Annotated in this window: 19 protein-coding genes; 5 read left to right on the forward strand and 14 right to left on the reverse strand. The window is 62.1% G+C overall.

Features of this window, described 5'->3' with window-relative positions:
- Window positions 1-472: 472 nt before the first annotated feature.
- Window positions 473-1870 carry a class II 3-deoxy-7-phosphoheptulonate synthase gene (locus CXQ94_RS17350; protein ID WP_104091847.1) on the reverse strand — a complete coding sequence of 466 codons (1398 nt, stop codon included), beginning with the start codon at window positions 1868-1870 and terminating at the stop codon, window positions 473-475.
- Between the two features lie 156 nt (window positions 1871-2026).
- Window positions 2027-2941 (reverse strand): 1-acyl-sn-glycerol-3-phosphate acyltransferase, encoded by a 915-nt coding sequence (locus CXQ94_RS17355; protein WP_104091848.1) that lies wholly within the window; start codon window positions 2939-2941, stop codon window positions 2027-2029.
- 179 nt (window positions 2942-3120) lie between these two features.
- Between CXQ94_RS17355 and CXQ94_RS17360 the strand changes: the two genes are divergently transcribed.
- Together CXQ94_RS17360 and CXQ94_RS17365 are read left to right on the forward strand one after the other, a co-directional pair.
- Window positions 3121-3870, forward strand: a complete 750-nt coding sequence (locus tag CXQ94_RS17360; protein WP_104091849.1) for a carboxylesterase — start codon at window positions 3121-3123, stop codon at window positions 3868-3870.
- The gene (locus tag CXQ94_RS17365) at window positions 3860-4432 is read left to right on the forward strand and encodes a hypothetical protein (RefSeq protein WP_104091850.1); all 573 of its coding nucleotides are present in this window, start codon (window positions 3860-3862) and stop codon (window positions 4430-4432) included. Before CXQ94_RS17360 ends, CXQ94_RS17365 begins: the two co-directional genes overlap by 11 nt.
- Here CXQ94_RS17365 and CXQ94_RS17370 read toward each other — a convergent pair.
- Window positions 4429-5493: an ROK family glucokinase gene (locus tag CXQ94_RS17370; protein WP_258067186.1), complete on the reverse strand. Its 1065-nt coding sequence runs from the start codon at window positions 5491-5493 to the stop codon at window positions 4429-4431. The two genes, CXQ94_RS17365 and CXQ94_RS17370, sit on opposite strands and share 4 nt — an antisense overlap.
- Before the next feature lie 208 nt (window positions 5494-5701).
- On the opposite strand from CXQ94_RS17370, the gene CXQ94_RS17375 reads away from it, so the two are divergent.
- Entirely contained in the window at window positions 5702-7516 is a 1815-nt protein-coding gene (locus tag CXQ94_RS17375; RefSeq protein WP_104091852.1) for a long-chain fatty acid--CoA ligase, read from the forward strand.
- On the opposite strand, the gene CXQ94_RS17380 is transcribed toward CXQ94_RS17375, so the two are convergent.
- From CXQ94_RS17380 to gcvP, 3 genes are all read right to left on the reverse strand, one after another.
- Window positions 7513-9171 carry a MinD/ParA family protein gene (locus CXQ94_RS17380; RefSeq protein WP_258067171.1) on the reverse strand — a complete coding sequence of 553 codons (1659 nt, stop codon included), beginning with the start codon at window positions 9169-9171 and terminating at the stop codon, window positions 7513-7515. The genes CXQ94_RS17375 and CXQ94_RS17380 overlap by 4 nt on opposite strands.
- A gap of 131 nt (window positions 9172-9302) precedes the next feature.
- On the reverse strand, window positions 9303-12701 hold the full coding sequence (locus CXQ94_RS17385; protein WP_104091853.1) for a pyruvate carboxylase: 3399 nt from the start codon (window positions 12699-12701) through the stop codon (window positions 9303-9305).
- Between the two features lie 351 nt (window positions 12702-13052).
- Window positions 13053-15872: an aminomethyl-transferring glycine dehydrogenase gene (gene gcvP, locus CXQ94_RS17390; protein WP_258067188.1), complete on the reverse strand. Its 2820-nt coding sequence runs from the start codon at window positions 15870-15872 to the stop codon at window positions 13053-13055.
- 193 nt (window positions 15873-16065) lie between these two features.
- Here gcvP and CXQ94_RS17395 point away from each other — a divergent pair, with 193 nt between their 5' ends.
- The gene (locus tag CXQ94_RS17395) at window positions 16066-16902 is read left to right on the forward strand and encodes a ParA family protein (protein ID WP_104091939.1); all 837 of its coding nucleotides are present in this window, start codon (window positions 16066-16068) and stop codon (window positions 16900-16902) included.
- Between the two features lie 103 nt (window positions 16903-17005).
- On the opposite strand, the gene CXQ94_RS17400 is transcribed toward CXQ94_RS17395, so the two are convergent.
- The 5 genes from CXQ94_RS17400 to gcvH all read right to left on the reverse strand — a co-directional run bounded on the left by CXQ94_RS17400 (window position 17006) and on the right by gcvH (window position 20103).
- The gene (locus CXQ94_RS17400; protein WP_104091854.1) at window positions 17006-17599 is read right to left on the reverse strand and encodes a MerR family transcriptional regulator; all 594 of its coding nucleotides are present in this window, start codon (window positions 17597-17599) and stop codon (window positions 17006-17008) included.
- Between the two features lie 261 nt (window positions 17600-17860).
- Entirely contained in the window at window positions 17861-18364 is a 504-nt protein-coding gene (locus CXQ94_RS17405) for a bifunctional nuclease family protein (protein ID WP_104091855.1), read from the reverse strand.
- On the reverse strand, window positions 18361-19119 hold the full coding sequence (locus tag CXQ94_RS17410; RefSeq protein ID WP_104091856.1) for a MerR family transcriptional regulator: 759 nt from the start codon (window positions 19117-19119) through the stop codon (window positions 18361-18363). The genes CXQ94_RS17405 and CXQ94_RS17410 overlap by 4 nt, the downstream gene beginning before the upstream one ends.
- A gap of 17 nt (window positions 19120-19136) precedes the next feature.
- A complete protein-coding gene (locus CXQ94_RS17415) occupies window positions 19137-19607 on the reverse strand; it encodes an FHA domain-containing protein (RefSeq protein WP_104091940.1) in 471 nt (156 codons plus the stop codon).
- Between the two features lie 109 nt (window positions 19608-19716).
- Entirely contained in the window at window positions 19717-20103 is a 387-nt protein-coding gene (gene gcvH / locus CXQ94_RS17420) for a glycine cleavage system protein GcvH (RefSeq protein WP_104091857.1), read from the reverse strand.
- A 214-nt stretch (window positions 20104-20317) separates the two neighbouring features.
- Here gcvH and CXQ94_RS17425 point away from each other — a divergent pair, with 214 nt between their 5' ends.
- A complete protein-coding gene (locus CXQ94_RS17425; RefSeq protein WP_104091858.1) occupies window positions 20318-21085 on the forward strand; it encodes a hypothetical protein in 768 nt (255 codons plus the stop codon).
- 148 nt (window positions 21086-21233) lie between these two features.
- On the opposite strand, the gene CXQ94_RS17430 is transcribed toward CXQ94_RS17425, so the two are convergent.
- The 3 genes from CXQ94_RS17430 to CXQ94_RS17440 all read right to left on the reverse strand — a co-directional run bounded on the left by CXQ94_RS17430 (window position 21234) and on the right by CXQ94_RS17440 (window position 26870).
- On the reverse strand, window positions 21234-23786 hold the full coding sequence (locus CXQ94_RS17430; protein WP_181034281.1) for a LuxR family transcriptional regulator: 2553 nt from the start codon (window positions 23784-23786) through the stop codon (window positions 21234-21236).
- 334 nt (window positions 23787-24120) lie between these two features.
- Window positions 24121-26007 carry a glycerophosphoryl diester phosphodiesterase membrane domain-containing protein gene (locus tag CXQ94_RS17435; RefSeq protein WP_104091860.1) on the reverse strand — a complete coding sequence of 629 codons (1887 nt, stop codon included), beginning with the start codon at window positions 26005-26007 and terminating at the stop codon, window positions 24121-24123.
- Window positions 26004-26870 (reverse strand): oxygenase MpaB family protein, encoded by an 867-nt coding sequence (locus tag CXQ94_RS17440; protein WP_104091861.1) that lies wholly within the window; start codon window positions 26868-26870, stop codon window positions 26004-26006. Before CXQ94_RS17440 ends, CXQ94_RS17435 begins: the two co-directional genes overlap by 4 nt.
- Between the last annotated feature and the right edge of the window lie 46 nt (window positions 26871-26916).

Below are 26916 nucleotides of genomic sequence, written 5' to 3' on the forward strand. Positions count from 1 at the left end.
CTTCACCCCCAGCTACACCATCGACCCCACCCAACGCGAACGCCGCAACACCTACCACCACGGCCTCCCCCAAACCTGACCACCGCCACCGCCACCGGTGAACCCACCAAAACCGGCACCCAGAGAAGAGTTCGCCGAAACCACACGAGCACAGGGTCCCTGCGATGGAGCCGGTACATCCCTAGACGACAGCAAGAAAACCCACGCCCACCCGCGGCCAACAACCGTAGAAGCCGCCAAGAGGACACCAGTCACCAGCACCCTCGAGGGACCCAGCGGAGAGGACACCGGTCCGTCTCCAAAGGCACTGGCAGCTACATAGGCGCAGACGAAGCAGGCCCACGTCGAGACCCAACCATTGCTGCTGGGTGTCTCAACGCGGGCCTATTACCTCGACGAAAATATGATTTTAGTTTGCAGCCGATGGTGAGCTGACCTCCCGGGTCTCGCGCTCGACCATCGGCCGCAGGTACTACTTAGACTGGCTCAGTGCCCCTGCGACCAGGAACGCCATTTCCAGTGACTGCTTGTGGTTCAGGCGGGGATCACAAACGGACTCGTAACCGGTCAGGAACGCTTCCTGATCGATCGGGTCCGCGCCGCCAAGACACTCGGCAACGTCGTCGCCGGTCATCTCCACGTGCAGGCCGCCGGGGAAGGTGCCCAGCGACTGGTGAACCTCGAAGAAACCGCGGACCTCGTCGATGACATCGTCAAAGTTACGGGTCTTGTAGCCGTTGGGTGAGGTGACGGTGTTCCCGTGCATGGGATCTGTCACCCACAGCACCTGGGCACCGGAAGCGGTGACCTTTTCAACCAGGTTCGGCAGTTTCTCACGGATGTTCGTGGCGCCCATGCGGGTGATGAACGTCAAGCGGCCGGGTTCACGGTTCGGGTCCAGCTTCTCAATCAGGCGCAGCGCGTCGTCCGGGGACGTAGTGGGGCCAAGCTTGACACCAATGGGGTTGCGGACCCGGGAGAGGAATTCGACGTGTGCCTGGTCCAAGTCACGGGTGCGCTCACCGATCCAGAGGAAGTGTGCGGAGGTGTCGTACGGCAGGCCGGTGCGCGAGTCGATGCGGGTGAGCGCACGCTCGTAGTCCAACAGCAACGCCTCGTGGCTGGCGAAGAACTCAACGGTCTTCAGCGCCTCAAAGTCGGCACCACAGGAGGCCATGAACTTGATGGCGTTATCAATGTCCTTGGCCAACTTCTCGTAGCGGCTATGGGCGGGGTTGGCCGTGAAGCCCTTGTTCCACTCGTGCACCGAACGCAGGTCAGCAAAGCCGCCCTGGGTGAAGGCACGGATCAAATTCAAGGTGGAGGCTGAGGTGTGGTATGCCTTGAGCATCCGGGCGGGGTCGTGTTGACGAGACTCCGGTGTGAAGTCGTAGCCGTTGACGATGTCGCCACGGTAGGCCGGCAGGGTGACGCCGTCGCGCGTTTCATCATTGGATGAACGCGGCTTGGCGAACTGGCCAGCCATGCGTCCCATCTTGATCACGGGAAGCTGTGCGCCGTAAGTGAGCACCACTGCCATCTGCAAAATAGTCTTAACACGGGCGCTGATCTTATCTGCCGTGGCTGCTTCAAAGGTCTCGGCGCAGTCGCCACCTTGCAGCAAGAAGGCCTTACCCTGGGCCGCCTGGGATAGGCGGGAACGCAAAACGTCCACTTCGCCGGCAAAGACGAGCGGTGGAAGCGAAGAAAGCTCCTTCACCGTTGGCGCGAAAGCCGGCGATTCAGCCCAGGTGGGCTGCTGGGCAATAGTCAGATTGCGCCAATCGTCAAGGCCTGGATAGACGGCAGCACCGGGGACGGAGATTCCGGCTGCGGGTGTTTGCGTTGAGGTTGCAGTTAGATCAGTCACCCTTAAAGACTATCCTTATCCGCGCACCCCTACTAACGCGTCCAAGTCATGAGATGGCGCAAGACTGCGCAGCAGCCCTTCAGCCGTTCGACGCCGGAGCCGGACCTGCTTGCGTTTCTGGGCAACTGCCAGGTTTGCGTCAGGGATTCCAGGTCCCTACGGGGTTGTTCCAGTGCTGTCAGTTTCGTCGGAAATGCCGGATGTGCCGGTCCTCGGCGCAGACTCTGCAGGCTCATCCTCCACCTTGACCTCCGGGGTGCGGGGTTCCGCCTTGGAACCGATCACTGTGACAGTGCCGGGGGCCACCGTATCCTTCGGGTCAACACGCACTGCATCGCGGGCCTTGCCGGAAGATTCGCTGGACTTGGCCGGGTCAAGCTTTCCGGCTTTCTCCGCTGCCAATTTGTCCTTGACCGTACTGGCATAGGAGTCAACGTACTCCTGGCCCGAGAGGCGCATCAGCTCATACATGATCTCGTCGGTGACTGAGCGCTGCACGAATCGATCGTCTTGGAGGCCTTGGTATCGACTAAAGTCCATTGGCTCGCCAAAGATGATCCCCAGGCGGCGGATGTTCGGGATGCGCCTACCGATGGGCTGTACCTTGTCGGTGCCTATCATCGCCACGGGGATAACGGGTACATTGGCGGTCAAAACCAGCTTGGCCACACCCACTTTGCCGCGGTAGAGCCTGCCGTCGGGACTGCGAGTACCCTCCGGGTAGATGCCGAGCAGGCCGCCGTTCTTGAGTACTTCGACTCCGGTGTCCAGTGAATTCGCCGACGCAGCACCCCCTGAGCGGTCCATGGGCAATTGGTTGGTCAGCCTAAAGAATGCAGCGGTCAGCCTGCCTTTGATGCCGCGGCCAGTGAAGTAGTCGCTTTTGGCCAGGAACACCACCGGGCGCGGAACCATCAACGGCATGAAGATGGAATCGGAGAAGGAGAGATGGTTGCTCGCCAGCACGGCCGGGCCGTCTGTGGGCACGTTATCCAGGCCCTTGGTCCAAGGCCGGAAGATGACTTTTAGTACCGGTCCCAGAAAGATCTTCTTTAGCACCCAATAAATCACTGTCGAGTTCCTCTCCGGCGCCACCAATTGTAGCCATGCGTGTCCATCGCGTTACCCCGCAATCAACGTATCAACAGTAGTCTAGTGAGGTAGGGAGCCGAGAGCGTCCAAGACATTCGCTTTGGTCTTGGTACTGAGTCATTGGCACCTATCAACTTTTCTCGCACTTTGGAGGGCTCATGACGACGGCGCAATCTTTCCGCTCAAGCGGTCACGGCAGTTTATCCCGGGTAGGCGTGGCCGTTTGCCATGGCTTCACGGGCTCCCCCGTGAGCATGCGCGGCTGGAGCGAGTACCTGGCCGAGCAGGGTTTCGCCGTGAATATGCCATTGCTGGCCGGTCATGGCACCACATGGCAGGACCTCTCCCGCACACCGTGGGAACACTGGTACAGGGACTTTGAAGCGGCTTACCTGGAACTTGCGGCTCGCTGCGACACCGTTTTTGTCGCTGGCATGTCGATGGGCGGCGCACTGTCACTGCGAGTAGCAGCCCATCACCCGGTGGCGGGGGTCGCCGTCGTCAATCCGGGCCTGACCTTCGACGACAACCGGGCAAAGTACTCCGGTTTCCTCAAGCACATCATCAAAAGCGTGCCAGCCATTGGTGACGACATCAAACGCCCCGGGGTAAGTGAGGGCGCCTATACCCGCACCCCGGTGGCCGCCGTACACGAGTTGTCCCAGCTTTTCTCCGACACTATTTCCCTGCTACCGAAAGTCACCGCCCCTACCCTGGTCTTCCGTTCAACGGTTGACCACGTGGTGCCGGATTCCAGCGTTGAGGTCATCAAGGCGAACATCGGTACGGCCGATCTGGAGGTGGTGCCGCTGACCAACAGCTACCATGTGGCCACCATGGACCATGACGCGGAGCAGATCTTTGCGCAGTCAAGCGAGTTCTTTCGGAGGCACGCCCATGCCGTCTAATCAAGGCCACGAAAACACCGGCTCAGCCGGGAACGACGGCGACGAGGCCGCTTGGCTGGACCTGGTGGCACGCCTGGAGGCACCTGAGTTCATGGACGAACTTCTGGACTCCTCGCCCGAGGAGCCGAAAACCCGGAGCGCTGAGCCCAGCAACCCGAAGCCTGCCCCCGACCACAAGGGCGTAGTTGACTTCGATCCGTTGGGCGTGTGGGAGGACCAGAGCGAGCCGGCGCCAAGAGAAGCCGAGCTCCATCAGGTCTCGGGCGAGAACAGCACTGAAATCCCGTCCGGGCCCCGTGATTATGACGCCGAGGACCCCGACGAGTCATTCGTACCGGAGGACTTGCCCAGCCTGGCCGGGACGGCACCGGCGGTAGTACTGTCCTGGATCGGCGCCGTGGGTGGACCACTGTTTTTGGTCATCGCCGCCATCTTTTGGCGCAGCATCCCCTTACCGGCGGTCCTTGGAGTCATCGCGGCATTTTTGGCTGGGACCGGGTACCTACTATTCCGCCTACCCAACAACCGCGACCACGACAGTGGTGACGGAGCCGTGGTCTAATAGCTCGGGCGCCCGGCGCTGGTTTCCCGGCCCGGCGCGGGCCTCAGCCAGGTCCGCGGCTTGGTACCGCGCTGGCCTCTGGGCCGACGCACCCGGGATAAGTCCGCGGCCCCGATTAATCCCGCCGAGGGACCCAGCTCGGCGGCCAGAATCTTCGCTTCGGGGCGGAACCCCCTGCCCGTGAGGTTCTTGGCGTAAGCCCGCCGCGTCGGGGCCAGTAACAAGTCGCCGGCGGCACAAAGCCCCCCACCAATGACGAACAGCTCCGGATCTAGGGCGGCGGCAAGATTGGCAATGCCCAAGCCCAGCCAGTCACCCACCTCTTCCACGAGTTCGCACGACGTCGCCTCGCCGGCCAAGGCTAGCCCGGTCACCACGGCCCCAGTGATGTCTTTGACCTTGCCGTCGACGGCCACCAGCAGTTCGGTGGCCATAGGCGATTTTGCCCGGGCCAGCTCACGAGCTTCCCTACCCAAGGCATTACCTGAGGCGTATTGTTCCCAGCAGCCGCGGTTGCCGCACTCGCAACGGTGCCCGCCGGGCATGATGATTTGATGCCCGAACTCACCGGCCATCCCGTAGCTGCCGCGTTCAACGCGGCCATCCATGACGATGGCCCCGCCGATCCCGGTACCCAGCGTCAGTGTCACCATTCGGGAATGTCCACGGCCCGCACCAAAGCGCCATTCCGCCCAGCCGGCGGCGTCGGCGTCGTTGGTCAACGTCACCGGCCGCTTCAAGAGGGTTTCCAAATTCCTGCGCAGCGGTTCGTTACGCCAGGCCAGGTGCGGGCTAAACATGACCGTTCCGCCGTCGAGATCCATCCAGCCCGCTGCTCCGATGCCCACACTTCGCACATCATGGCGGGAGCCCAACTCATGGACCAGCTCGGCGATGACCTCTTCAACGGCGCGCGCGTCCCGGCCCGGCGTCTGACGGCGCAGTTCCTCCCGGATGACACCGGATCCGTCCACCACCCCCGCAGCCACCTTGGTGCCGCCAATGTCGATGCCAAGAGCCAACTTCCCGCTGCCGACGGAGCGGTGCGAAAATCTGGGCATGGGGGTCAGTGAGGGACGGAATTGCTGCATCACCAAATCCTATCGAGCCAGCCCCATGCAATGGGCACGGACCCTAGTCATCAAATTGTATGTGTGACTCAACTAACATAAAGTTACTTGTGAGTAACATACCGCTCGCCGGCCTTGTTGACGGCGCCGGATAGAGTAATGCAAAGCCCTAGTGGCCTCACACTTAGAAGGAGCCAGCGTGCGCGAGATATCCATCCCAGCCCAAGTTGTTAGCCCCCGAACCATGAACACCACCGAATTTGTGCTTCGTCAGGCAAGATTGGCCAGTAATCCGGCCCTCTTCGCACGCCGCAACGCCGACAGTGTGTGGGTTGACATCTCCGCCAAGGAATTCCATGCAGATGTTTGCGCCTTGGCCAAGGGCCTGATCGCCTCGGGGATTAAGATCGGCGACCGTGTGGGCATCATGGCCCGGACACGGTACGAATGGACGCTAGTCGATTTCGCCATCTGGTTTGCCGGGGCCGTATCCGTGCCGATTTATGAGACCTCCTCTCCGTCCCAGGTTGCCTGGAATCTGGGAGATTCCCAGGCCGTGGCGGTCATTGCCGAGACCGCCAACCATGAGAACATCATCCGCCAGGCAGCACATGCGGAGGACCTGACGGCACTGGCGAACGTGTGGCAGATGGACGGCGACGGGCTTGATGCACTCCGGGTTGCGGGCAAGGACGTCAGCGATGAGGTCTTGGAGACGGCTCGATCGGCGGCAGGCCTGGATGACGTAGCCACCATTATTTACACCTCTGGCACTACAGGACGCCCCAAGGGTTGCATGCTGATGCACCACAACTTTGTGGAGCTGAGCGATAACGCCCTAGCCGTCTTGGCCAAGGACGTGGTTCCACCGGGCGCCCAGACCATCATGTTCCTGCCCTTGGCACACGTCTTTGCCCGCTACATTTCGGTATTGTCTATTGCCGCAGGTGCAAAGGTGGGCCATACCCCCGACATCAAGAACCTTTTGGCGGATCTGCAAAGTTTCCAGCCGACCTTTATTCTGGCCGTGCCGCGAGTCTTTGAAAAGGTCTACAACTCGGCCTTGTTGAAGGCCGAGGGGGATGGCAAGGGCAAGATTTTTGCCGCCGCCACCAAGGTTGCCATCGACTATTCTCGCGCCCATCAAGAAGGCAAGATCCCGTTGGTACTGACGGCCAAGCACTTTGTTTTCGACAAGCTGGTCTACGGCAAGTTGCGTGCTGCCATGGGCGGAAACGTCCGGCACGCGGTTTCAGGCGGCGGCCCGTTGGGGGAACGCCTGGGCCACTTCTTCCAGGGCATCGGCCTGCAAATCCTTGAAGGCTACGGCCTGACCGAAACCACGGCGCCCATCACCGTTAACCGGCCTGCACGTATCAAGATCGGCACAGTGGGCACACCCCTGCCAGGAAATGCCGTGAAAATTGCCGACGACGGCGAGATCCTGGTCAAGGGCGTCTGCGTCATGAAGGGCTACTTTGGTCGGGACGATCTCACCGAGGAAGCCTTTGTCGATGGTTGGTTCCGTACCGGGGACATTGGCGAACTCGATGACCAGGGCTTCCTGAAAATCACCGGCCGGAAGAAGGAAATCATTGTCACGGCCAGCGGCAAGAATGTGGCTCCCGCTATGCTCGAGGACCAGATCCGTGCCGACGCCGTCGTCTCTCAGTGCCTGGTGATTGGTGACAACCGCCCCTTCATCGCAGCCCTTGTCACACTTGATGAGGAGGCACTTCCGATGTGGGGCAAGCAGCACCACCTGCCGGAGGGAATTTCACTCGCCCAGGCTGCCGTCAACCCGGTTGTTATTGCCGCCGTGCAGAAAGCAGTCGACCGGGCCAACTCGACAGTTTCCCATGCGGAAGCCATCAAGTCCTTCCGGATCGTTGACAGCGACTTCACCGAGACCTCGGGCCACCTGACCCCGTCACTGAAGGTCAAGCGGGCCCAGGTCCTGAAGGACTTTGACGCCGTCGTGGAAGAAATCTACCTCGCCAAGAAGCCGAGCTAGCTCTTCAACAACTCCGCCACCACGAGGGCAGCCAGTTCCTTCACGGCTGACCTCGTGGCTGGGCGTAGCTTGGCTAGCTCCACCCGCGAGCCTTCAGCAAGATGCTTGTCATAGGGAATCCGCAACACATTGCGAACACGGGACTTGAAGTGGTTCTCAATCTGGTTGATGTCCACCTGCGTTTCGCCACCTGACATATTGATGACCACGGTGGCATTGGCGACCAGGTCGTGACGGCCGTGCGCCTCCAGCCAAGAAAGCGTTTCCGAGGCGAGCCGCGCCTCGTCGACGCTGCCGCCGGAAACCAGCACCACGGCGTCGGCCTTCTCCAAGGTTCCCTTCATCACCGAGTGCACCATGCCGGTGCCGGAATCAGTGAGCACGATCGAATAGAACTTGCTCAAAATATCTGTCACGGCCCGGTAGTCCGAATCGTCAAAGGCCTGTGCCACTGTGGGATCGGTATCCGAGGCAAGGACGTCCAGACGGGATCCATCACGGGCCACATAGTCCGACAGCTGGGAAAAGGTGCTTACACCGAATCGGTCCCGGACAAGGTTGCGTGCCGTAAAGTCGGCGCTCCCGGGGGACCTGTCGGACAGCGTGCCCCGGTCGGGGTTGGCGTCCATGGCGATAACCCGGTCTTCGCGGGTATCAGCCAGAACCATACCCAGCAAGGTGGTTACAGTGGTTTTCCCCACCCCGCCCTTGCGCGAAAGAACCGGGACGAACCGGGTGTGATCACCCAGTCGCGAGGCAATCAGACTGTCCTGCGACCGCTCTAGCCGAACCTTGTCAGAGTCACCGACATTGACCAAACCAAAGGTGACCTGAAACAGCCAACGGCGCCAGCCACCCACTGGCGGGGCGGCGACCTTCGTTAGCAGTCGATCGCTGGTCAACGCGGCTGCCGGTTCCGGACCGTCCTCACGCTTGCGGCGAGGACTTGTGCCGTGGGCGCCCGGATGCTCAGCCGGCTCCCACGGGACCGAATCCGCCAGGGTCGCTCCGGCTGAGGCCGCAGGAGGTGCACTGGGGGCAGTCACAGGAAGTGCAGGTGCCACGGGGGCGACGGGTGCCACCGCTGCCGCGGTGACGGGTGTTGTCTTTACTGGCGCCGGAGTGACAGGCGCAGCCACCACGGGGGCCGGACTGCTGGAAACGGCGGCGCTGGGGGCAGTCAGAGGAAAGGCGGGGGCATCCACCGGCGCTTCGGGCGTGGCATCGGCGACGCCGGGTGGCGGGCCTGCCGTGTGGGTTGGCATTTCAACCTGGGCAACAGCTTCAAAGACGCCGGTGAAGGCCGGGTCAGTTGCGGCATCGGCTACGGGCAGGACCAGCTCGTCGGCTGCAGGCAGCGGCCCGGCATCAACCACGTGCACCTCTGCAGTCGGCACGGCGTCAGTCCCGTGCTCGTCGGCAGCCGGCGCGGCGGTGGCCGAAGTGTCAGCACCGACCTTGCTTCCCGAGGTTTCCTCGGCGGTCGTTTCGTCCAGCACGGTTGTTTTGCCCACGGTTTTAGCCATTGTCTTCTTCTCCCCCACCGGCTTGCCGGTTGCTGCCTTGTCCACTGTTGTTTTGTCCGCTCCCGCGGACCCACCGTTCTTGCCAACTGGGTTGGCGGAGCTCGTTGCCTTGCTGCTCTTTTGGGCCATTTTTCCACTGCCTCGGTTGCGCCGCCAAATGCCACCGCGGCCGGAAAAGTAAATTTCCGGCCGCGGTGGCTTCTCATTAATTTTAGTTTAGCGCAGACATGTGCTATCAGCACCCCGATTAGTGGGGTGATCTAGGCCTCCACAACCACCAGCAAGTCGCCGCCCTGGACCTGGGCCACCCCGCCGACGGCGAGCCGGGCCACGGTGCCGCCCACCGGCGTCGTAATGGAGGCCTCCATCTTCATGGCCTCGATTGTTGCCACCGTTGCGCCCGCAGCAACCACGTCGCCGACGGCAACCTTGACGCTCACGGCTCCAGCGAACGGTGCAGCAACATGGCCGGGCACCGATTCGTCGGCCCGTTCGGCAGCCTTCACGGTGCTTTCGATGCTGCGATCCCGCACCACAACGGGCCGGCTCTGGCCGTTGAGCGTGCACATGACTGTGCGCATGCCCTTCTCATCGGCCTCGGAGACGGCCTCAAGGGATGCGATCAGGCGCACGCCCGGGCCCAACGGCATCACATGTTCGGTGCCGCGCTGAAGACCGTACAGGTAATCGCGGGTGTCCAACACGGAGACGTCACCGAAGGTGTCCCGCACCTTGGCAAAGTCGCGTGTTGGGCCGGCAAACAGCAGCCTGTTCAGGGCGGCGCGCCGTGTGGCACTGTCCCCGGCAAGCTCGGCGCTGTCCTCATCAGTGAGTTCACCAACAGAGCGCAGCACGCTGCGGCCCTGCAGCGCCTTGGTGCGGAACGGCTCCGGCCAGCCGCCGGGCGGGGTGCCCAGCTCGCCACCAAGGAAGCCAACCACGGAATCCGGGATGTCATAGTTTTGCGGGTTGGCCTCAAAGTCGGCCGGGTCAGCCTTGATCCCCACCAGGTGCAGGGCCAAATCTCCCACCACCTTCGACGACGGTGTGACCTTCACCAGGTGGCCCAGGATCCTGTCCGCGGCCGTGTACATGTCCTCAATTTCCTCGAACCTCTCCCCCAGGCCTAGGGCGATGGCCTGCTGGCGGAGGTTGGAGAGCTGACCGCCCGGGATCTCGTGCTGGTAGACGCGACCGGTGGGGCCAGCCAGGCCCGACTCAAACGGTGCGTAGACGCGGCGGACCGCTTCCCAGTACGGTTCCAGTGAGCTAATGGCGGCCAGGTCGATCCCGGTGTCACGGTCCGTGTGCGCCAATGCGGCGACCAGCGCGGAGGCCGAGGGCTGGCTGGTGGTACCGGCCAAAGAGGCGGAGGCGACGTCAACGGCGTCGACCCCTGCATTGATGGCCGCCATAAGGGTGGCAAGCTGTCCGCCCGCGGTGTCATGCGTGTGCAGGTGCACGGGTAGCTCGAAGCGTTCACGCAAAGCCGTGACCAGTTTGGCGGCGGCGGCGGGGCGCAACACCCCTGCCATGTCCTTGATGGCCAGAATGTGCGCGCCGGCGTCAACGATGCGCTGGGCCAACTCCAGGTAGTAGTCCAGGGTGTAGATGGTCTCGGCTGGGTCCAGCAGATCGCCCGTGTAGCACAGGGCTACCTCGGCCACGGCGGTGCCGGTGGCGCGGACGGCCCTGATGGCCGGTTCCATCTGATCCACGTCGTTGAGCGCATCAAAGATGCGGAAGATATCAATGCCGCTGGTGGCGGCCTCCTGAACAAAGGCCTCCGTAACGGCTTCCGGGTACGGGGTGTAGCCCACGGTGTTTCGCCCACGCAGCAGCATCTGCAAGCAAACATTGGGCAGCGCCACACGGAGCTTGGCCAGGCGTTCCCACGGGTCTTCGCCGAGGAATCGCAGGGCTACATCGTAGGTGGCACCTCCCCAGGCCTCCACGGAAAGCAGCTGCGGGGTCAGCACCGAGACCGCCGGGCCGGCCGCGACCAGGTCCTTGGTGCGCACGCGGGTGGCCAGTAGTGACTGGTGGGCGTCGCGGAAGGTGGTGTCGGTGACAGCCACCGCGGTTTGGGCTCGCAGGGCCGCGGCAAAACCAACCGGTCCCAGCTCGGCAAGTTTCTGGCGGGAGCCGGCCGGCGCGTCCGCCAGCTCGACGGCGGGCAGCTTGCGGGCCGGATTCTCGTGCACCTTGAGCTCACCGTTGGGCTTGTTGACGGTGACATCGGCCAGCCAGGTGAGCAGTTTGGTGCCGCGGTCGGCGGAGACACGGGCCTTGAGTAGTTCGGGGCGTTCGTCGATGAACGAGGTGGCAATGTCCCCGGCGATGAAGGCCGGGTCTTCCATGACGGCCTGCAGGAACGGAATGTTCGTGGAGACACCGCGGATGCGGAACTCGGCTAGGGCACGACGGGTGCGGGAGACGGCGGTGGCGTAGTTGCGTCCGCGGCAGGTGAGCTTGACCAGCATGGAGTCAAAGTGCGGGCTGACCTCGGCGCCGGCGTAGATGGTGCCGCCGTCGAGCCGGATGCCGGCGCCACCGGCTGAACGGTAGGTGGTGATTTTGCCGACGTCGGGGCGGAAGCCGTTGGCGGGGTCTTCGGTGGTGATGCGACATTGCATGGCCGCACCCTTGACGAAGACGGTGTCCTGGCTCAGGCCAAGGTCTGCCAGGGTTTCGCCGGCGGCAATGCGCAGCTGGGCCTGGACCAGGTCGACGTCGGTGATCTCCTCGGTGACGGTGTGTTCCACCTGGATACGGGGGTTCATTTCAATAAAGACGTGCTGGCCGGCCCGCTCCCCCACAGTGTCGACCAGGAATTCGACGGTTCCGGCGTTGACGTAACCCATGGCCTTGGCGAACTTCACTGCGTCGGCGTGCAGGGCCTTGCGGATGTTTTCATCCAGGTTGGGCGCCGGGGCAATCTCCACCACTTTTTGGTGGCGGCGCTGAAGCGAACAGTCACGCTCGAAGAGGTGGATGACATTACCTTCGCCATCGGCCAGGATTTGGACCTCAATGTGGCGGGGGCGCAGTACTGCCTGCTCAAGAAACATGGTGGGGTCACCGAAGGCGGCGTCTGCCTCGCGCATGGCGGCGTTGAGTGCCTCGGGCAGTTCCTCCCGGGTGTCCACGCGGCGCAGCCCGCGACCGCCACCGCCGGCGACTGCCTTGGCGAAGATCGGGAACCCGATCTCATCGGCTGCGGCTATCAGGGTTTCGAGATCGGAGCTTGGTTCGCTGGACTTCAGGACCGGGATGCCGGCCTTGCGAGCCGCGTTCAGGGCGTGGAACTTATTGCCCGTCAGTTCCAGCACCTCGGCCGGCGGGCCCACAAAGGTGATTCCGGCGTCGCGGGCGGCAGCGGCCAAGCCCGCGTTCTCCGAAAGGAAGCCGTATCCCGGGTAGATCGCGTCGGCGCCGGATTCCTTGGCTACGCGAATGATTTCCGCAACGTCCAGGTAGGCGCGGACGGGGTGGCCCTCTTCGCCGATCAGGTAGGCCTCGTCAGCCTTCTGGCGGTGGAAGGAGTTGCGGTCCTCGTGGGGGAACACAGCAACAGTCTTGGCGCCGAGCTCGTAGCTGGCGCGGAAGGCACGGATGGCAATTTCGCCGCGGTTGGCAACCAGAATCTTTGAAAACATCTCACTCCTATGTGAACGCTGGCTTGGCCGTCCCATTACTGAGGTAACAGTAGATGGATCGGTAAGAATGTTGCTATCAGGCGGCAAGGAACGCGCCCTATTGAGGCACATTTTCACAGCACCGGGTTCGACTGTCGAAAACAATAAAGTGGTGCCAGTCTCGCTGAACCACACCGATGACGCCAAATGCCGTGGCGCAGATCACTGTCAGACACGTAATACAAGCACCCCAAAGGATCCCAAATCGCTGGGCCCACGGCCCCGAGGGGCCCCAACCGGGCTCGCCGACGTTCCCAACTTATCCAAATCGTTGGGCCCACGCGCCCGAGGGACCTTGGGAGGGCGTGGGGACTAAAACACTTCGGCTAGTTCCTCGATGGACGGGCAGGAGCAGACCAGGTGGCGGTCGCCGTAGGCCTGGTCGATGCGTCGCACGATCGGCCAGTACTTGGCGCGTGGGTCCACGCCGGCCGGGAAGACGGCGTCCTCACGGCTGTACGGGTGGTCCCAGTCCTGCGTCAGGCACTGAGCCGTGTGCGGGGCGTTGACAAGGGGGTTGTCTGCGGCGGGCCACAGGCCGTCCTGAACGGCGGCTATTTCCTTGCGGATTGAGATCATGGCATTGATGAAACGGTCGATCTCCCCGAGGTCCTCGGATTCGGTGGGCTCCACCATCAGGGTGCCTGCAACCGGGAAGGACATGGTTGGTGCGTGGAAACCGTAGTCGATCAGGCGTTTGGCTACATCGTCCACGGTGACGCCCGAGTCGGCGGTGATGCCGCGCAGGTCCAGGATGCACTCGTGCGCCACAAGATCGTGGGCACCCGTGTACAGCACCGGGTAGTGCTCGCTGAGGCGGCGGGCAATGTAGTTGGCGGACAGGATTGCCGTCTGGGTGGCCAGGCGCAGGCCGTCCGGGCCCATCATGCGGATGTACGCCCAGGAGATCGGCAGGATCGACGCCGAGCCGTATGGCGCGCTGGACACCAGGCCCACGGAGGAGTCCAGCCCAAGTTCGCGGGCTGGCAGGTGCTTGGCCAGGTGGGCACCCACGGCAACGGGACCCACGCCGGGGCCGCCACCGCCGTGCGGAATGCAGAAGGTCTTGTGCAGGTTCAGGTGGGAAACGTCCGCGCCAAACTTGCCCGGCTGGGCCAAGCCCACCAGTGCGTTGAGGTTTGCTCCGTCCACGTAGACCTGGCCGCCGGCGTCGTGGATCATGGCGCAGATGGTGCTGATGGAGGTCTCAAACACGCCGTGTGTGGACGGGTAGGTGACCATGATGGCCGCCAGCGCGTGCTCGTGAATGGAGATCTGCCGCTTGAGGTCGTCGATGTCGATGTTGCCGAAACCATCTGTCGCGACGGCGACCACTTTGAGTCCGGCCATGACTGCGGAGGCGGCGTTGGTGCCGTGCGCAGAGGTGGGGATCAGGACGATGTCCCGGTCGGCGTTGCCGTTTTCCACGTGGTACGCGCGGATGGCCATGAGGCCTGCAAATTCGCCCTGTGAGCCGGCGTTGGGTTGTACCGAAACGGCGTCGTAGCCGGTGATTTCGGCTAGCCAGGATTCCAGCTGCGTTGCCATTTCCACGATGCCCACAGTGTCTGAGGCTGGCGCGAACGGGTGGAGGTTGGAGAATTCGGGCCAGGTCACGGCGGCCATTTCGGCGGTGGCGTTCAGCTTCATAGTGCACGAGCCCAGCGGGATCATGCCGCGGTCCAGTGCGTAGTCGGCGTCGGAGAGCTTGCGCAGGTAGCGCAGCATCTGCGTTTCGGAGTTGTGTGCATGGAACACGGCGTTGCTCATGTACTCCGTGGCCCGGACTGGTGCGGGAAGCACCAAGGCGGCCAAATCCTCGGCAACAGCTGGCGCCGGGGCACCGAGCAGGCCAGCTAAAGCAGCGACGTCGGCCTCGGTGGTCGTTTCGTCTACGGCAATTTGCAGGTGGTCGTGGCCCACCTGGCGCAGCAAGTATCCGGCGCGGTGGGCCGCTGCCACCAGTTCGGCGGCGGAGTGTCCGCTGCCGGGCGCCACGGCAATCTTGACGGTGTCAAAGAAGTTCGCGTGAACCACGGTGTGGCCCGACGCGGTTGCGGCATCGGCAACGGCCTGGGCCATGGCGTGCACCCGGGTTGCGATCTTCCGCAGGCCTTCGGGGCCGTGGTAGACGGCGTACATGCCGGCCATGACAGCCAGCAGCACCTGGGCGGTGCAGATGTTGGAGGTGGCCTTCTCGCGGCGGATGTGCTGCTCGCGAGTCTGAAGGGCAAGGCGGTAGGCCTGGTTTCCGGCAGCATCCTTTGACACGCCCACCAGGCGGCCCGGGAGTGCGCGTTCAAGACCCTGGCGTACCGACATGTATCCGGCATGCGGGCCGCCAAAGCCCATGGGGACGCCGAAGCGCTGGGAGGAACCCACGGCAAGGTCGGCGCCGAGCGCGCCGGGAGATTCCAGCAGTGTCAGGGCCAGCAGGTCGGCGGCGACGCCCACCACGGCCTTGCGTGCGTGCGCGGCCGCAATGATCGGGGCAATCTCACGCACAAGTCCGGAGTCGCCCGGGTACTGCAGCAGCACTCCGAAGAACTCAGTCGCGGGCAGCTCGGCGTCAAAGTCGTGCACAAGTACGGGGATGCCCATAGCCTTGGCCCGGGTGTTGATGACGGCCAGTGTCTGCGGGAAGACGTCGGCGTCAACCAGGAATACGGCGTCGGCCGGTGCTGTGCGGTTGGTGCGTCGCATCAGGGCCATGGCCTCGGCGGCGGCGGTTCCTTCATCCAACATGGAAGCATTGGCGGTGACCATGCCGGCCAAGTCGGAGACTACTGTCTGGAAGTTCAGCAAAGCTTCCAGGCGGCCCTGGGAAATTTCCGGCTGGTACGGGGTGTAAGCCGTGTACCAGGCGGGACTTTCCAAAACGTTGCGCTGAATCACACCGGGGGTGTGCGTACCGTAGTAGCCCTGTCCGATGAAGGACTTGTTTACGGTATTTTTCGCCGCCAGAGCCTTCAATTCAACCAGCATCGCCTCTTCGGAGACGGCAGCCTGGAGGCTCATGGGCTCGGTGGTGTAGATCGATTCCGGCAGCGCGGCCACCGAAAGCTCCTCCAAAGAGCCGAATCCAAGGGTGCTCAACATATGATGAATGTGGGGCTGTGTACTAACCCCTATGTGTCGGTCACTAAATGCGGCCGAAACTAAGCTGTTTGAGTGCTGACTGCCGGTCAATTTGTCTGGGGTGTTTGTCAATGGGTTCTCCAAGTCGCGAACGTTCCACAGCTATTGTAGAGCTCGGCGGCAGCACTGACAGAATACGCAGATGGCCCAAGATTTCAGTACGCAACGCAAAGGTTATGGTTCTTCCGTGCAAGTAGTCAGCATCAGCAGCCTCAAAGGCGGCGTCGGCAAGACGTCGGTCACCCTTGGCCTGGCCTCAGCAGCACTGGCAGCCGGTATCCCCACGCTGGTGATCGACCTCGATCCGCATGCCGACGCCACCACGGGGCTCGGCGTCAGCGCCAACGGCCAGCTGGATATTGGCCAGTTGATCAAGGGCGCCCGCAAGGCCAATCTTGGCGCGAACGTGGTGCCAAGTGGCTGGTTGTCTGCCCACACCAACGACGCCGGTCGCCCCCCTGTCCTGGACGTCGCCATGGGCTCTGCCTTCAGTGGCATCTATGACCGCCCCGACCTGGGCAAGCGTGACCTGCGCCGCCTGTCCACCGTCCTGGCCAATGCCGACCGCGACGGAACGGCCCCGTACCAGCTGGTCCTTATTGACTGCCCGCCGTCCCTGAACGGGCTCACGCGTATGGCGTGGACGGCCAGCAGCCGTGTGTTGCTTGTGGCCGAGCCTGGTTTGTTCTCCGTGGCGGGAACCCAACGCACCATGCGCGCCATCGAATTGTTCCGCAGCGAGTTTGCGCCGTCGCTGGTGCCTGCCGGGATCGTGGCGAACAGGGTTCGCAGTGGCTCGAACGAGCACACGTACCGTTTGGCGGAGATGAAGACAATGTTTGGTGAGCTGCTACTCTCCCCCACCATCCCCGAGCAGGCCAATTGGCAACAGATTCAGGGAGCCGCCCACCCCATCCACCAGTGGCCCGGCGAATCGGCAAAGAACGCCTCAACCTTGTTCGATAAGTTGCTCGACTCAGTGCTCAACCAGGGCGCCACCCGCAGCCGCCTCTACCGCGGCTGAAACCTTTGATGTGCCGCGGTGAGTGTGCAGCAAATGCGATCCGCGTAGCAGTTAGCTCGCGTTAGCTGCACACTGACGGAGTTGGACAGCCTGGACTTGGCTGCTAGGAAATCTTTCGCTCGGCGCGGCGCTTGCTCAGCTCGTCATCCGGGTAGGTCTGAATGGGAGCATGTTCGCTGGGAAGTGCCGCAAGGCTGCCTTCCACCTCGCGCCAGACTCGGCCAACGGCAATACCAAAGACGCCTTGCCCGCCCTGAACCAGGTCAATGACCTCATCGGCGGAGGTGCACTCGTAGACGGAGGCGCCGTCACTCATCAAGGTAATCTGGGCAAGGTCTTCCACACCGCGTTCACGCAGGTGTTCCACGGCGGTGCGGATCTGTTGAAGTGACACACCCGTGTCTAGCAGCCGCTTGACAACTTTGAGCACCAGGATGTCGCGGAAGCCGTAGAGGCGTTGCGAGCCGGACCCGGCGGCGCCGCGTACGGCGGGCTCGACCAGTCCCGTGCGGGCCCAATAGTCCAGTTGGCGGTAAGTGATGCCAGCGGCCTTGCAAGCCGTAGGGCCGCGGTAGCCGGCGTCTTCGTCAAGAACCGGCAAATCCTCGGTGAACAACAACCCCTGCGCACCAGCCGACAAGGCTGCGCTAGGGACTACGGCGGCATTGAGCTCGCCGGCGTCATTCTTCGGACTCACGTGGATCCTCCTGTTCAAGGTTCCCTTATCGGAAAAGTTGCTCCGCAGACACTTCAGGGCTACACCGGGGGTCGAGGCATTGCTGTCTCACCTCCAGTGTGGCCGCAGCGGTCACGGCTGGCAATGGGGAACTGATTACTTCGACGTTAGAACGGTGTCGCACCAAGGTCAAAGACGTTTGCACAACAATTTTGCCGTGTCGAAAGTTTCAGGCTCAGGTTTAACCTTAGGCAAAGCAGAAATAAGGCGGTCAGGTGGCCGCTATTTCTCAAAGTCCTCGGGTTCGACGTCGTTGAGGAACTCCCTGAATTGGCGCACCTCGCGCTCCTTCGCCTCGTCGTCGCGGCTATCCCCGGCGGAGTCTTCGTCATGGTCGGCGATGATGACGCCGGCTTCCTCGACGAGGCTCTCGGAGGCCCAAATACTGCAGTCCGCCCGCTGCGCCACCGCGATCGCGTCTGAGGCACGCGAGCCGACAATGGTGCCGTCGTCGAAGACCAACTCAGCAAAAAACACGCCATCCTCGACCCGTGTCAGATTCACCCGCACTACACGGTGGCCCAGGGCTATCACCACGGCACACAAGAGGTCGTGGGTGAGCGGGCGCGGGGAAACCACGCCTTGTTCGGCCAGGGCGATGGCCGTGGCCTCGGAGGCCCCGATCCAGATGGGGATGTGGCGATCCCCCAGCCGCTCCTTGAGCAAAACCAGTGGCTGATTGGAGGGCATCTCAATGCGAACCCCCACAATCTGGACCTGAATCATTGGGCTTCCATTTCGGCAATCCTGGTGTAAACCAAGGCACTGTGCAGGCTCAAACACAGCTCGGCAATTTCGCGTGCGGCCTCCGCCGCCCTGGCGGCCGCGGTGCCGTCCTTGCGCGAGGACAAGGGCGAAACAGCGCTTTCGATCAGGCTAAATTCGCGATCAGCCGCCGCATGGAAGGGGCGCAGGTGCCGCGGTTCCAAGCCGTGCGCGGCGAGGTCGGTGCAGGCCTTGGCTACGCGGAGTGCGTGGTCGTCAAAATATCCGTTCCGCATTTCTACCAGCCCATAGCTGAGTAGGGACTCAAGCATCTGCGCACTGGCTCCACATTCGGCTCGGAGCTGGTCGGGCGTCAGTGCCCGGCTCCGTCCCTTGTGGACCAGGGCCAGCTCATCGGAGACCATGCGGGGGGCGATGGAAACGCCGGGCGGCAGATTTTGGGGTGTTTGTCCCTGGTCAATCGCATCAAGATACTCACGAATAACCTTCAGGGGAAGGTAGTGGTCGCGCTGCAGGGCCAACACAAACCGCAAACGCTCGACGTCGGCGTCACGGAACTGCCGGTATCCGGCGGCCGTGCGCTGGGGGGCGATTAACCCCTTCTCTTCATAAAACCTGATCTTGGAGGCCGTCACGGAGGGAAAGTCCTGCGTCAATTGTGAGAGGACTTCGCCGATATTGAAGATGACAGCCACGCCGTGTCGCCGATTGCTGGATTGCACATCCACCAACCGGTGACCGGCGCTTTGGTTCATGCTCGCCACGTGTGCCCTTAGGATTTCGTGGCGTCTGCGGTACTGAAGTAGTACGTGAGGCGGAACTTTCCGATCTGCACCTCGGCACCGGTTTGCAAGCGGACAGAGTCCACCCGGTCGCCATTGACGTACGTGCCATTCAAGCTTCCGGAGTCGGTGAGTTCGAAGCCACCCTGAACCTTGTTGAACTGCACGTGCCGGCGCGAGACGGTCACATCGTCAAGGAAGATGTCAGCATCCGGGTGACGTCCCACCGTTGTCACGCTGCTATCCAGCAAGAACCTGGCGCCTGCATTGGGGCCCGCATGGGCAACAAGCAGGGCCGAGCCTGCGGGAAGCGAATTGACAGCGTTTTGCTCGTCGGCGGCAAGAGCCGGCGTCAAGGGCTGACCGGAGCCCTCCGGGGAGAGCTGAATTGAGGTCGTGTCAGAGACGCCAGGCTGATTTTGGGAGTCCGCCTGATCATTAACCCCGGCGTTGTTACCCATGTCAACCATTGGTGTTCCTCCTGAACATCGTCACTGGAAATTGCGCCATCAAAAAGCCTAGTCTTCGCAGCTTAAAAGGTGCTGGGACTTAGCTGTTGTTACTAGTAACCTAGCTTACCTTTTCCTGGTACTGTGCCGCACTCAGCAAGGTGCCGTAGCTGGCAGCATCGCTCAAAGTGATCTCAACGAGCCAGCCGGCACCGTAAGGGTCTGAGTTGATCAGGGCCGGGTCGGTATCCAAGGCCTCGTTACGGGCGCTGACAGTGCCCGTCAGGGGCGCATAGATGTCGCTGACGCTCTTGGTGGACTCCACCTCACCCACCACGGTGTCGGCGGCAACTTCGGTGCCGGTCTCGGGCATCTGCGCGTACACCACGTCGCCGAGGGCGTCCTGAGCAAAATCGGTGATGCCAACCCGAACCACACCATCGGCGTTAGGGGCGGAAACCCACTCGTGCTCGGCGGTGTAGGACAGTTCTGCAGGAATATTGCTCATGGGGGGCGCCTTTCAATCGTTCCTCGCCACCGGCGGGAATTTGAAGTTTCAAAGTACAACAGAAAACACGGCCATTGGGTGCTGTTCCCGCCGACCAACTCCAGTCTTTAGGGTGAAATCGTTATTGACAAGTCGAATGGGCCTTCGAAGCCGATTCCGCACAAATTGGCGTTTGTACTAACGCACCCTCGCTCCGTGGTGACATGATTCCAGTATGAGCAATTCCCCAGCACTGAATCCGGAAGAAACCCCAACGCCGGACATCACCATGGCATCAAAGGGCCGGGCGAAAATGCTAGTATGGCTGACCCGGACCATCATCGGCGCCGCCATTGCCGTGGTTCTTGTGGTGGTATTTCTCATCGCTTCCGTCACCGTCCCCCTCACATGGGCCAACGCCATCAAAAGCCAAGTCGGCCCGCAGCTGGGCAACAGTATCCCGCTGGGGATGTTTTATGGCTTCACGTTCTCGTTTGTTCCCGTCCTGCTCGCCTGGCAGGCACATCACAAGAATCTCCACAAGTGGTTGCGCATCACCATCGTTGTTGTGGCAGCGCTTCTGACCCTTCCCAACCTACTGACGTTAAGTGTGCTGTACGGAACGTCCACTTCGTCCAGGAATGCACTGTCCATCTGGAATACCGGGGGCGCCAACTGGTTTGGCGCCTGGAGTCAAGCGTTCATGGTGGTCGGCATCGTCACCGCCATTGCCGTGATTATTCTTTCCCGAATCTGGCTCCGCCGGGGCAAAAAGATTCGCCAGATCAAGGCCGCCGAAAACCTGGTCCGTGAGAACGAGGCAGCTACGGCCCGAGTCGCCCAGGAAGCGGCCCGGACGGCCGAGAAACAATCAAGGGAGGCCGCCCGGTTGGCCGAGAAGTCTGCCAAGGCAACCGCGCGTGCCACCAGACGCCACAACGGCCCACAGAACCCACCCACGGAAGACACCGCTTCGAGCGCCCGGCAGGACCCGGAACTCTAGCCGTCCAGTTCCGCACCTGCATGAGGATCACCCACCAAACAGCCGGCCTTACAGCTTCACATGAAGTCAAATTTGCCCTGAGGCAACTTCATCAAGTAGGGGAAAGGTCGCTGGATTCGCTCGCCGCTGCGGGCACTCCGCGCTAACGCTACGGCCTGCGTTTGGAGCCCGGCCAACTTGGCGCTGATCGTGTCAACGCACTGGCCAGATCCGTCCTTTTCGTCACACCCAACCTCTCAAAAAGGTGCCCAACGTGGGTGTCCACCGTGCGAACGGAAATAGTCAGCTTTTCCGCGATCGAACGGTTGGACATCCCTGCCACGATCAATGACCCAATCTCGCGCTGCCTTGCTGTCAGCGCGATCGGGGCAGGTACCGAAGGGACCCATACGCCCATCGTGTTCAGTTCTGCCACGGCGGAGGCGATCACGCCGGCATCCCCCTCCACCAAGGCGCGGGCGTGGGCCACCATGGCTGAGGGAACCTTGCCTTCGACACGGCCCGCAGCCGCTTCCAACGCCTCCGTGAGTGCGGCACGGTCAATTTGTTCGGCGTGAACCACTCGCAGGTGCAGTCCCCACATGACCCCCAAGGCGCTGCCCGCCTCCGTGCACCACAGCACGAATTCATCAATTTGCCTTGCCAGATCGGCGTCGGCAAGAGCAGATCCCACCAAAAGCACCCGGTATCGGCTTTCAGTTTCGATGCTGCGATTCATGGTGGATTCCCGATCACGGTACTCCTCCCGCGCAGAGCGGGCCCTCTCCAAATCGCCGCGATGAACGTAGGCAAAGGCAAGCCCGGCCCAGGCCAACGGTTCCAGTCCAGTCGCGGGACCTGCAGCAAATCGTGACAAGGCGCCGCGGAACTCGCCCGTCGCCTGCTCCCATTGACCAAAGGACAAACAGGCATAGCCGGTTCCGGTCTGGTAGATCCCGGAATCGTGACGTTGACCAATATCTTCGACGACGTCGGGAAAGAATGCCGCAAGTACGGGGTCACCCATCCACTGTGCGGCCCAAAATCTAGCCGAAAGAATAGCCGTGCGTAGCGCAGGGAACGACGCATGCTCCGGGCCAATCCCACCCAATTGCCGCACAGCCAGCTCCATGGCAGTAGTCGGCTTTCCCGCCTGACCCAAGGCAAAAACGTGCGATGGCACTAAAGTCATGTTGGCCGGATGGTCTGAGGCCGCCAGCGCAGCGTCGATTCCTGCCAAAAACTCCTCGTACCTGCCCCCATATCCGAGCCGTGACAGCTGGTCGATGGCTAGCGCGCTGGCGTGCTCCCCCATGGGGTCAACGGCCTTTTCGGCCTCAGCCAGTTGCAGCAGCGCCGTTTCCATGTCGCCGCGGTGAAACTGCCACAGATCAGCCATGACGCTGGCACACTGCGCTAAAATTCCATCCGGAACCAGGCCACCAGAGCTGGCGTGTTCCCGCACGGACATGATGTCCGATTCGGACTTCAGCGTCTCGCCCAAGTCCCTAAACGCCCTGGCACGCAGCAGGAGCGCCTGGACCCGTTCAGCGTCGTTCATGTCCGCATGCCCCAGGGCCAATGTTGCCAGCCGTACAGCTCCCCGCGGCTGAGTCATTGATTCGGCAGTCTCCCCCGCAAGCACAAGGGTCCCCACATCCGGCATGACCTGGCACTCCAACGCCCAATCCACCCAACGGGAAATCCCTGCGGGTCCCTGGGCGTGCAACTCGTGCTGGGGTAGATACTCAAAGAGATCCCGTTTGCGCTGCGGATAGAGCAAAGAACGCAAGGTTTCCGCATAGAGCGGGTGCCCGATTCTCACATTGGCCTGCCCACTTTCCGGCGTGTCAATGACGATGAGCAGCCTGTCCACCAGTTCCCGCAGGACGCTATCGGAGGCCATGGCGGAGATGGTTGCCAGGGGCACGGTTTCAGCCAATGCCACCAAATCGGCAATGGTGCGTTGTTCCGGTGAGAGTGTGGTGATGTCGCGGGCCAGCAGGTCGGTCAGCCGACGGTCAGCTCGCAGGGGTGCCGTCCAGGTCAAGGCGATCCCGCCATACTTGACATCTCCCGCCGCCACGATTGAGTAGAGCAATTCACGGACGTGCAGGGGATTTCCGGCCGTGGTGAGCCAGAGCCGGTAGGCCATGTCGTTGGAGGCAGGCTCCTCCAACGCACAGCGCAGAATCAGTCGCACCGACTCGTAGCTCAGGGGTGCCAGTTCGATCCGCTCCACCCGGCCACTGCGCCACAGAGCGTCAATGGCCGTGGGCATGCCGGGGTTCTCCCGCACCGAGGCAAACAGCCTGGCCTGCCCGTTCATCAGAACCATCCGCAACACCTTGGCACTGTCGTCGTCGAACAAGTGAAGGTCTTCGGCGTAGATCACCGGAGGCAGCCCGCCCGGCGCGGTGATGAGGTTTTCCAGGACAAGTGCCGCCAGGGCCTCAAGGGTGGCCGGGACGTGACCTGCATTGCCCGTCAGGGGGCCAAAAGTGGTCAGGGGGGTGGAGTTCTCATGAGGCAGTGGCAGGCGGACGACGGCGGATGGGGCATCGGCCGCCTGACTGGCCTCCCCGGCACCGTCCTGATAGGCGGCCAGCGCCGCGGAAACAACTGTCGACTTGCCCATTCCAGGGGGGCCTACCACCACCACCCCGTCCTTGCCGGACCTGAGCTTGTCAAGCAGGTTGTCGATCTCCTGTTCGCGACCCACGATGGGCCAGCGAACACGAGGCGGCAATGATTGCGAAAACGGACAGTGTGAGACCACGTCGTTCTTCCCCCTACGTCACAAAACATTGAAGCGATAAATACATTGTTTCTAGATGATTTATATACTAACCTTTTGGATGATGCTATAGAAATTTTCGACATTTATCGAACGTCACGTAGGATAATGGACATAATTGGGCTAGGTCACCACAAATGTCACGCGGGGCCACTTTCTGAGCAGGGCGAAATCATGCAGGCGCGGCAGTATTGAATTTGACCGGTGTGCCGAAAGACGGGGCCAGACTGCAGAGGGGTGCGCAGAGGCGCCAAACAAGTTAGAGCACAGTGACGAATCTGGTGATGGCATCGCGCAAGATTCCCGCTAGTCCGCGCTCAGAGCTCATCCCGGAACGAGCGTTCAGTGCCATGTCCGGCCTGTCGGTGATCAAGGCGTCCACGTCATCGCGCAGCTTCTGGCGCAGGCCGGACTCGCTGTTGACCGTCCAGACGTAGATCTCCTTGCCATGCCTCCAAGCATCGTCTCGCAGGCTGGTGGAGTAGGACCACTCCTCCACGACCACAAAATCCGCAGTGGTTTCCGGGACTGCCACGCCGGCAAAAGCCATGGTGTAGCCAGTGTAGGCGGATGGGCGCAGTTGCTTGAGTTCCTCAATACTGGGCTTGTCTAGGGAATGGAAAATATTGTTGGTGAAGGCGTCCATGGACTCCATCTCGGCCACTAGGCGCGGGACCAGGTTGGGACCTTCGCCACCGTGCAGCTTGATCTCCACCAGCAGCGGCATTCGGAGTTCCTTGGCCCGCCCCAGGTAGTCGCGGAAGGACGGCACGGCCGCAGTGTGGCCCTGTCCGTCGCTGACTTCAAGGGCAGTAATTTCCGCCAGTGTCAGCTGGCCAACCGTGACGTTCCTGCCAGCCAATCGCTGTAAGTTGGCGTCATGCATGGCCACGAATTCGCCGTCACTGGTTTCCATGACGTCCATTTCGACCATATCTGCACCAGCTTCAGCGGCCGCTTCAAGTCCGGGGATCGTGTTTTCCACTCCCCCTGCGGAGAATCCGCGGTGCGCAAGTACAAGCGTGCCGGGCGTTTGCTGCAGGGATTCCATGGCCGGGATATTGACGGCAGCCAGCCCCGCTACCGCGCACACCATAGCGGTAGCAACCACCAAGGGGCCGCGCCACCCGCCGCCCATTCTCGGCGCACCCACGGCTGCCACGCCGTCACCCGACGCCAGTGGGATCGGTGTTGCCACCACCATCGTCGGCGCCAGGACTTGTCCGCGCCGGAACAGTTCAAGGAGCATCGCACACAGCACCGCCACGGTAATGCCCACCACCAGCAGGCCCACCACCTCGGAAATGCCGAGTCCCACGGCAGCGGCCACGGGGGAAAGATCCGGTGCTACGGCGTCGGTGAGAACCGTGGGCAGTGTTGCCACTGCGATCAACGCGAACCCCACAATATTGGCCGCAACAAACACGATCACAATGGCCGCGATGAGGGTGAAGAATGCCTGCCTCGTTAGTCGCCAGCTCAACCGGTAGGCGGCGAAGCCGGATGCGTCCGTCAGGGCAAAGACGGGCAGGACCAGGCACAGGCGCACATTGAGAACAAACAAGGCCAGCAGGAAGATGACATAGGCCGTCGTCCCCGAGGCCGATTTCAGCAACTCTCCGGTAATGAAATCCGGAATAGCCATGGTGCGGGTCAACGCTGAGAGGAACCCGAACTGCGAGAGAGGCAGAATCACGAACAAGTACAGCAACAGCGCCAGTGAACCCGGACCGGAGAGTTTGCGCAACAGGCGCCTGGCATCACCCACTAGCTCAGCGAGAGTGAACGTCCCGTACGTCCTCATCCTGGCGCATGCCAGCAGCAGCACGGTCAGCTGAAGCGAGACCACCATCAGCGCCAAGACGATCAACGCAAGCAGAAGTGCAAGCGAAAGCGGGACGGTGAAAATGGTTCCCAGCGTGTTCATGTCCACCCCGTGCAGCCCGGCTGCTGAGAGCACCTCGCGGAACAACCAGCGGATTACCGGCAGGGCGATCAACGCCGTTAGTCCCTGAAATCCCAGATACAACAAGATCATGCGCCAGCCGCTGTGCCGCACCGCCCACACAGCATTGCCCATCAGGGCGGGGAACAGATTCTTGGGGGAAAGTTCAGAAATCCGCTCCGGGCGAGCTTTGGCGCTCACGCGGTGGCTGCCTTGGCCCTGACCTTGCGGTAAGGGTGGGTGTCGACCTTGGTGGTGAGCTCGCTAATGACCGTATCGTACGAGGCATTCTTACGTGCGGCCGCCATCAGGGCCTTGGTGGTCTTGGACGCGGCACCCAGGTTCATGGGCCGGCCCGCAATGCCATACAGCAATTGTGCCCATTCCGGCAGCAAGGCGATGATGCCGTCTTGGATGATGACACCTGTCCACACTTTGACCGGGTTCCCCCAGAGCGTGGGACGACGCAGGCCACGAGAAATCTCTGCTGCGGGAAGCGTCAGCGCCATCCAGTCTTGCCGGGTGTGGATGTACACATCCAGTTCCGCCCGGGTTGCTGGAATCTTGGCTGGATCCACACCGGCCAGCTCCGCAGCCTTGTGCTGCTCTTTGACTAGCTGGTCCTGTTCGGCCGCGCTCAGGGCAGGGCCGTAGAGCTCGGCGCCGCGCAAAACCCCCCACACGATGGTGTTGTGGGTCCATTGAAGCCATGCGTCTGTGTCGGCGCGCAGGATCTCGCCGGTGACCGGATCGGTCCAGGTACTGGCCGCGTGCATGCGCCGCACCGAGGCACCTGCCGCGTCGGCGTGGGCCTTGTCGCCAAAGATTGTGGTGTCGATGTAGCGCCCGGTGCGTTCGGCCCGCCCTGGGCCATCGCCGGCGAAATCGCTGACCTTGTCGAAGAGCCGCATCATGTCTGAGTTCAGTGCTTGCAGCAAGATGGCCGCGACGCCGCCCAGTTTCGAGGACGGATCGGAGAACAGCCTCCAACTGATGCTGTCCGGGCCAAAGTACCCATCGTCTTGGCGTGCGGGGCTTGCTTGGGGCGCAGATGTGGCAGGCATGGGTCTCTTCGTCTCGACGGGATCGGGTCTGGTGTCTGCAACCCGT

The sequence above is a fragment of the Arthrobacter sp. GMC3 genome (assembly GCF_002929305.1).
GTDB lineage: Bacteria > Actinomycetota > Actinomycetes > Actinomycetales > Micrococcaceae > Specibacter.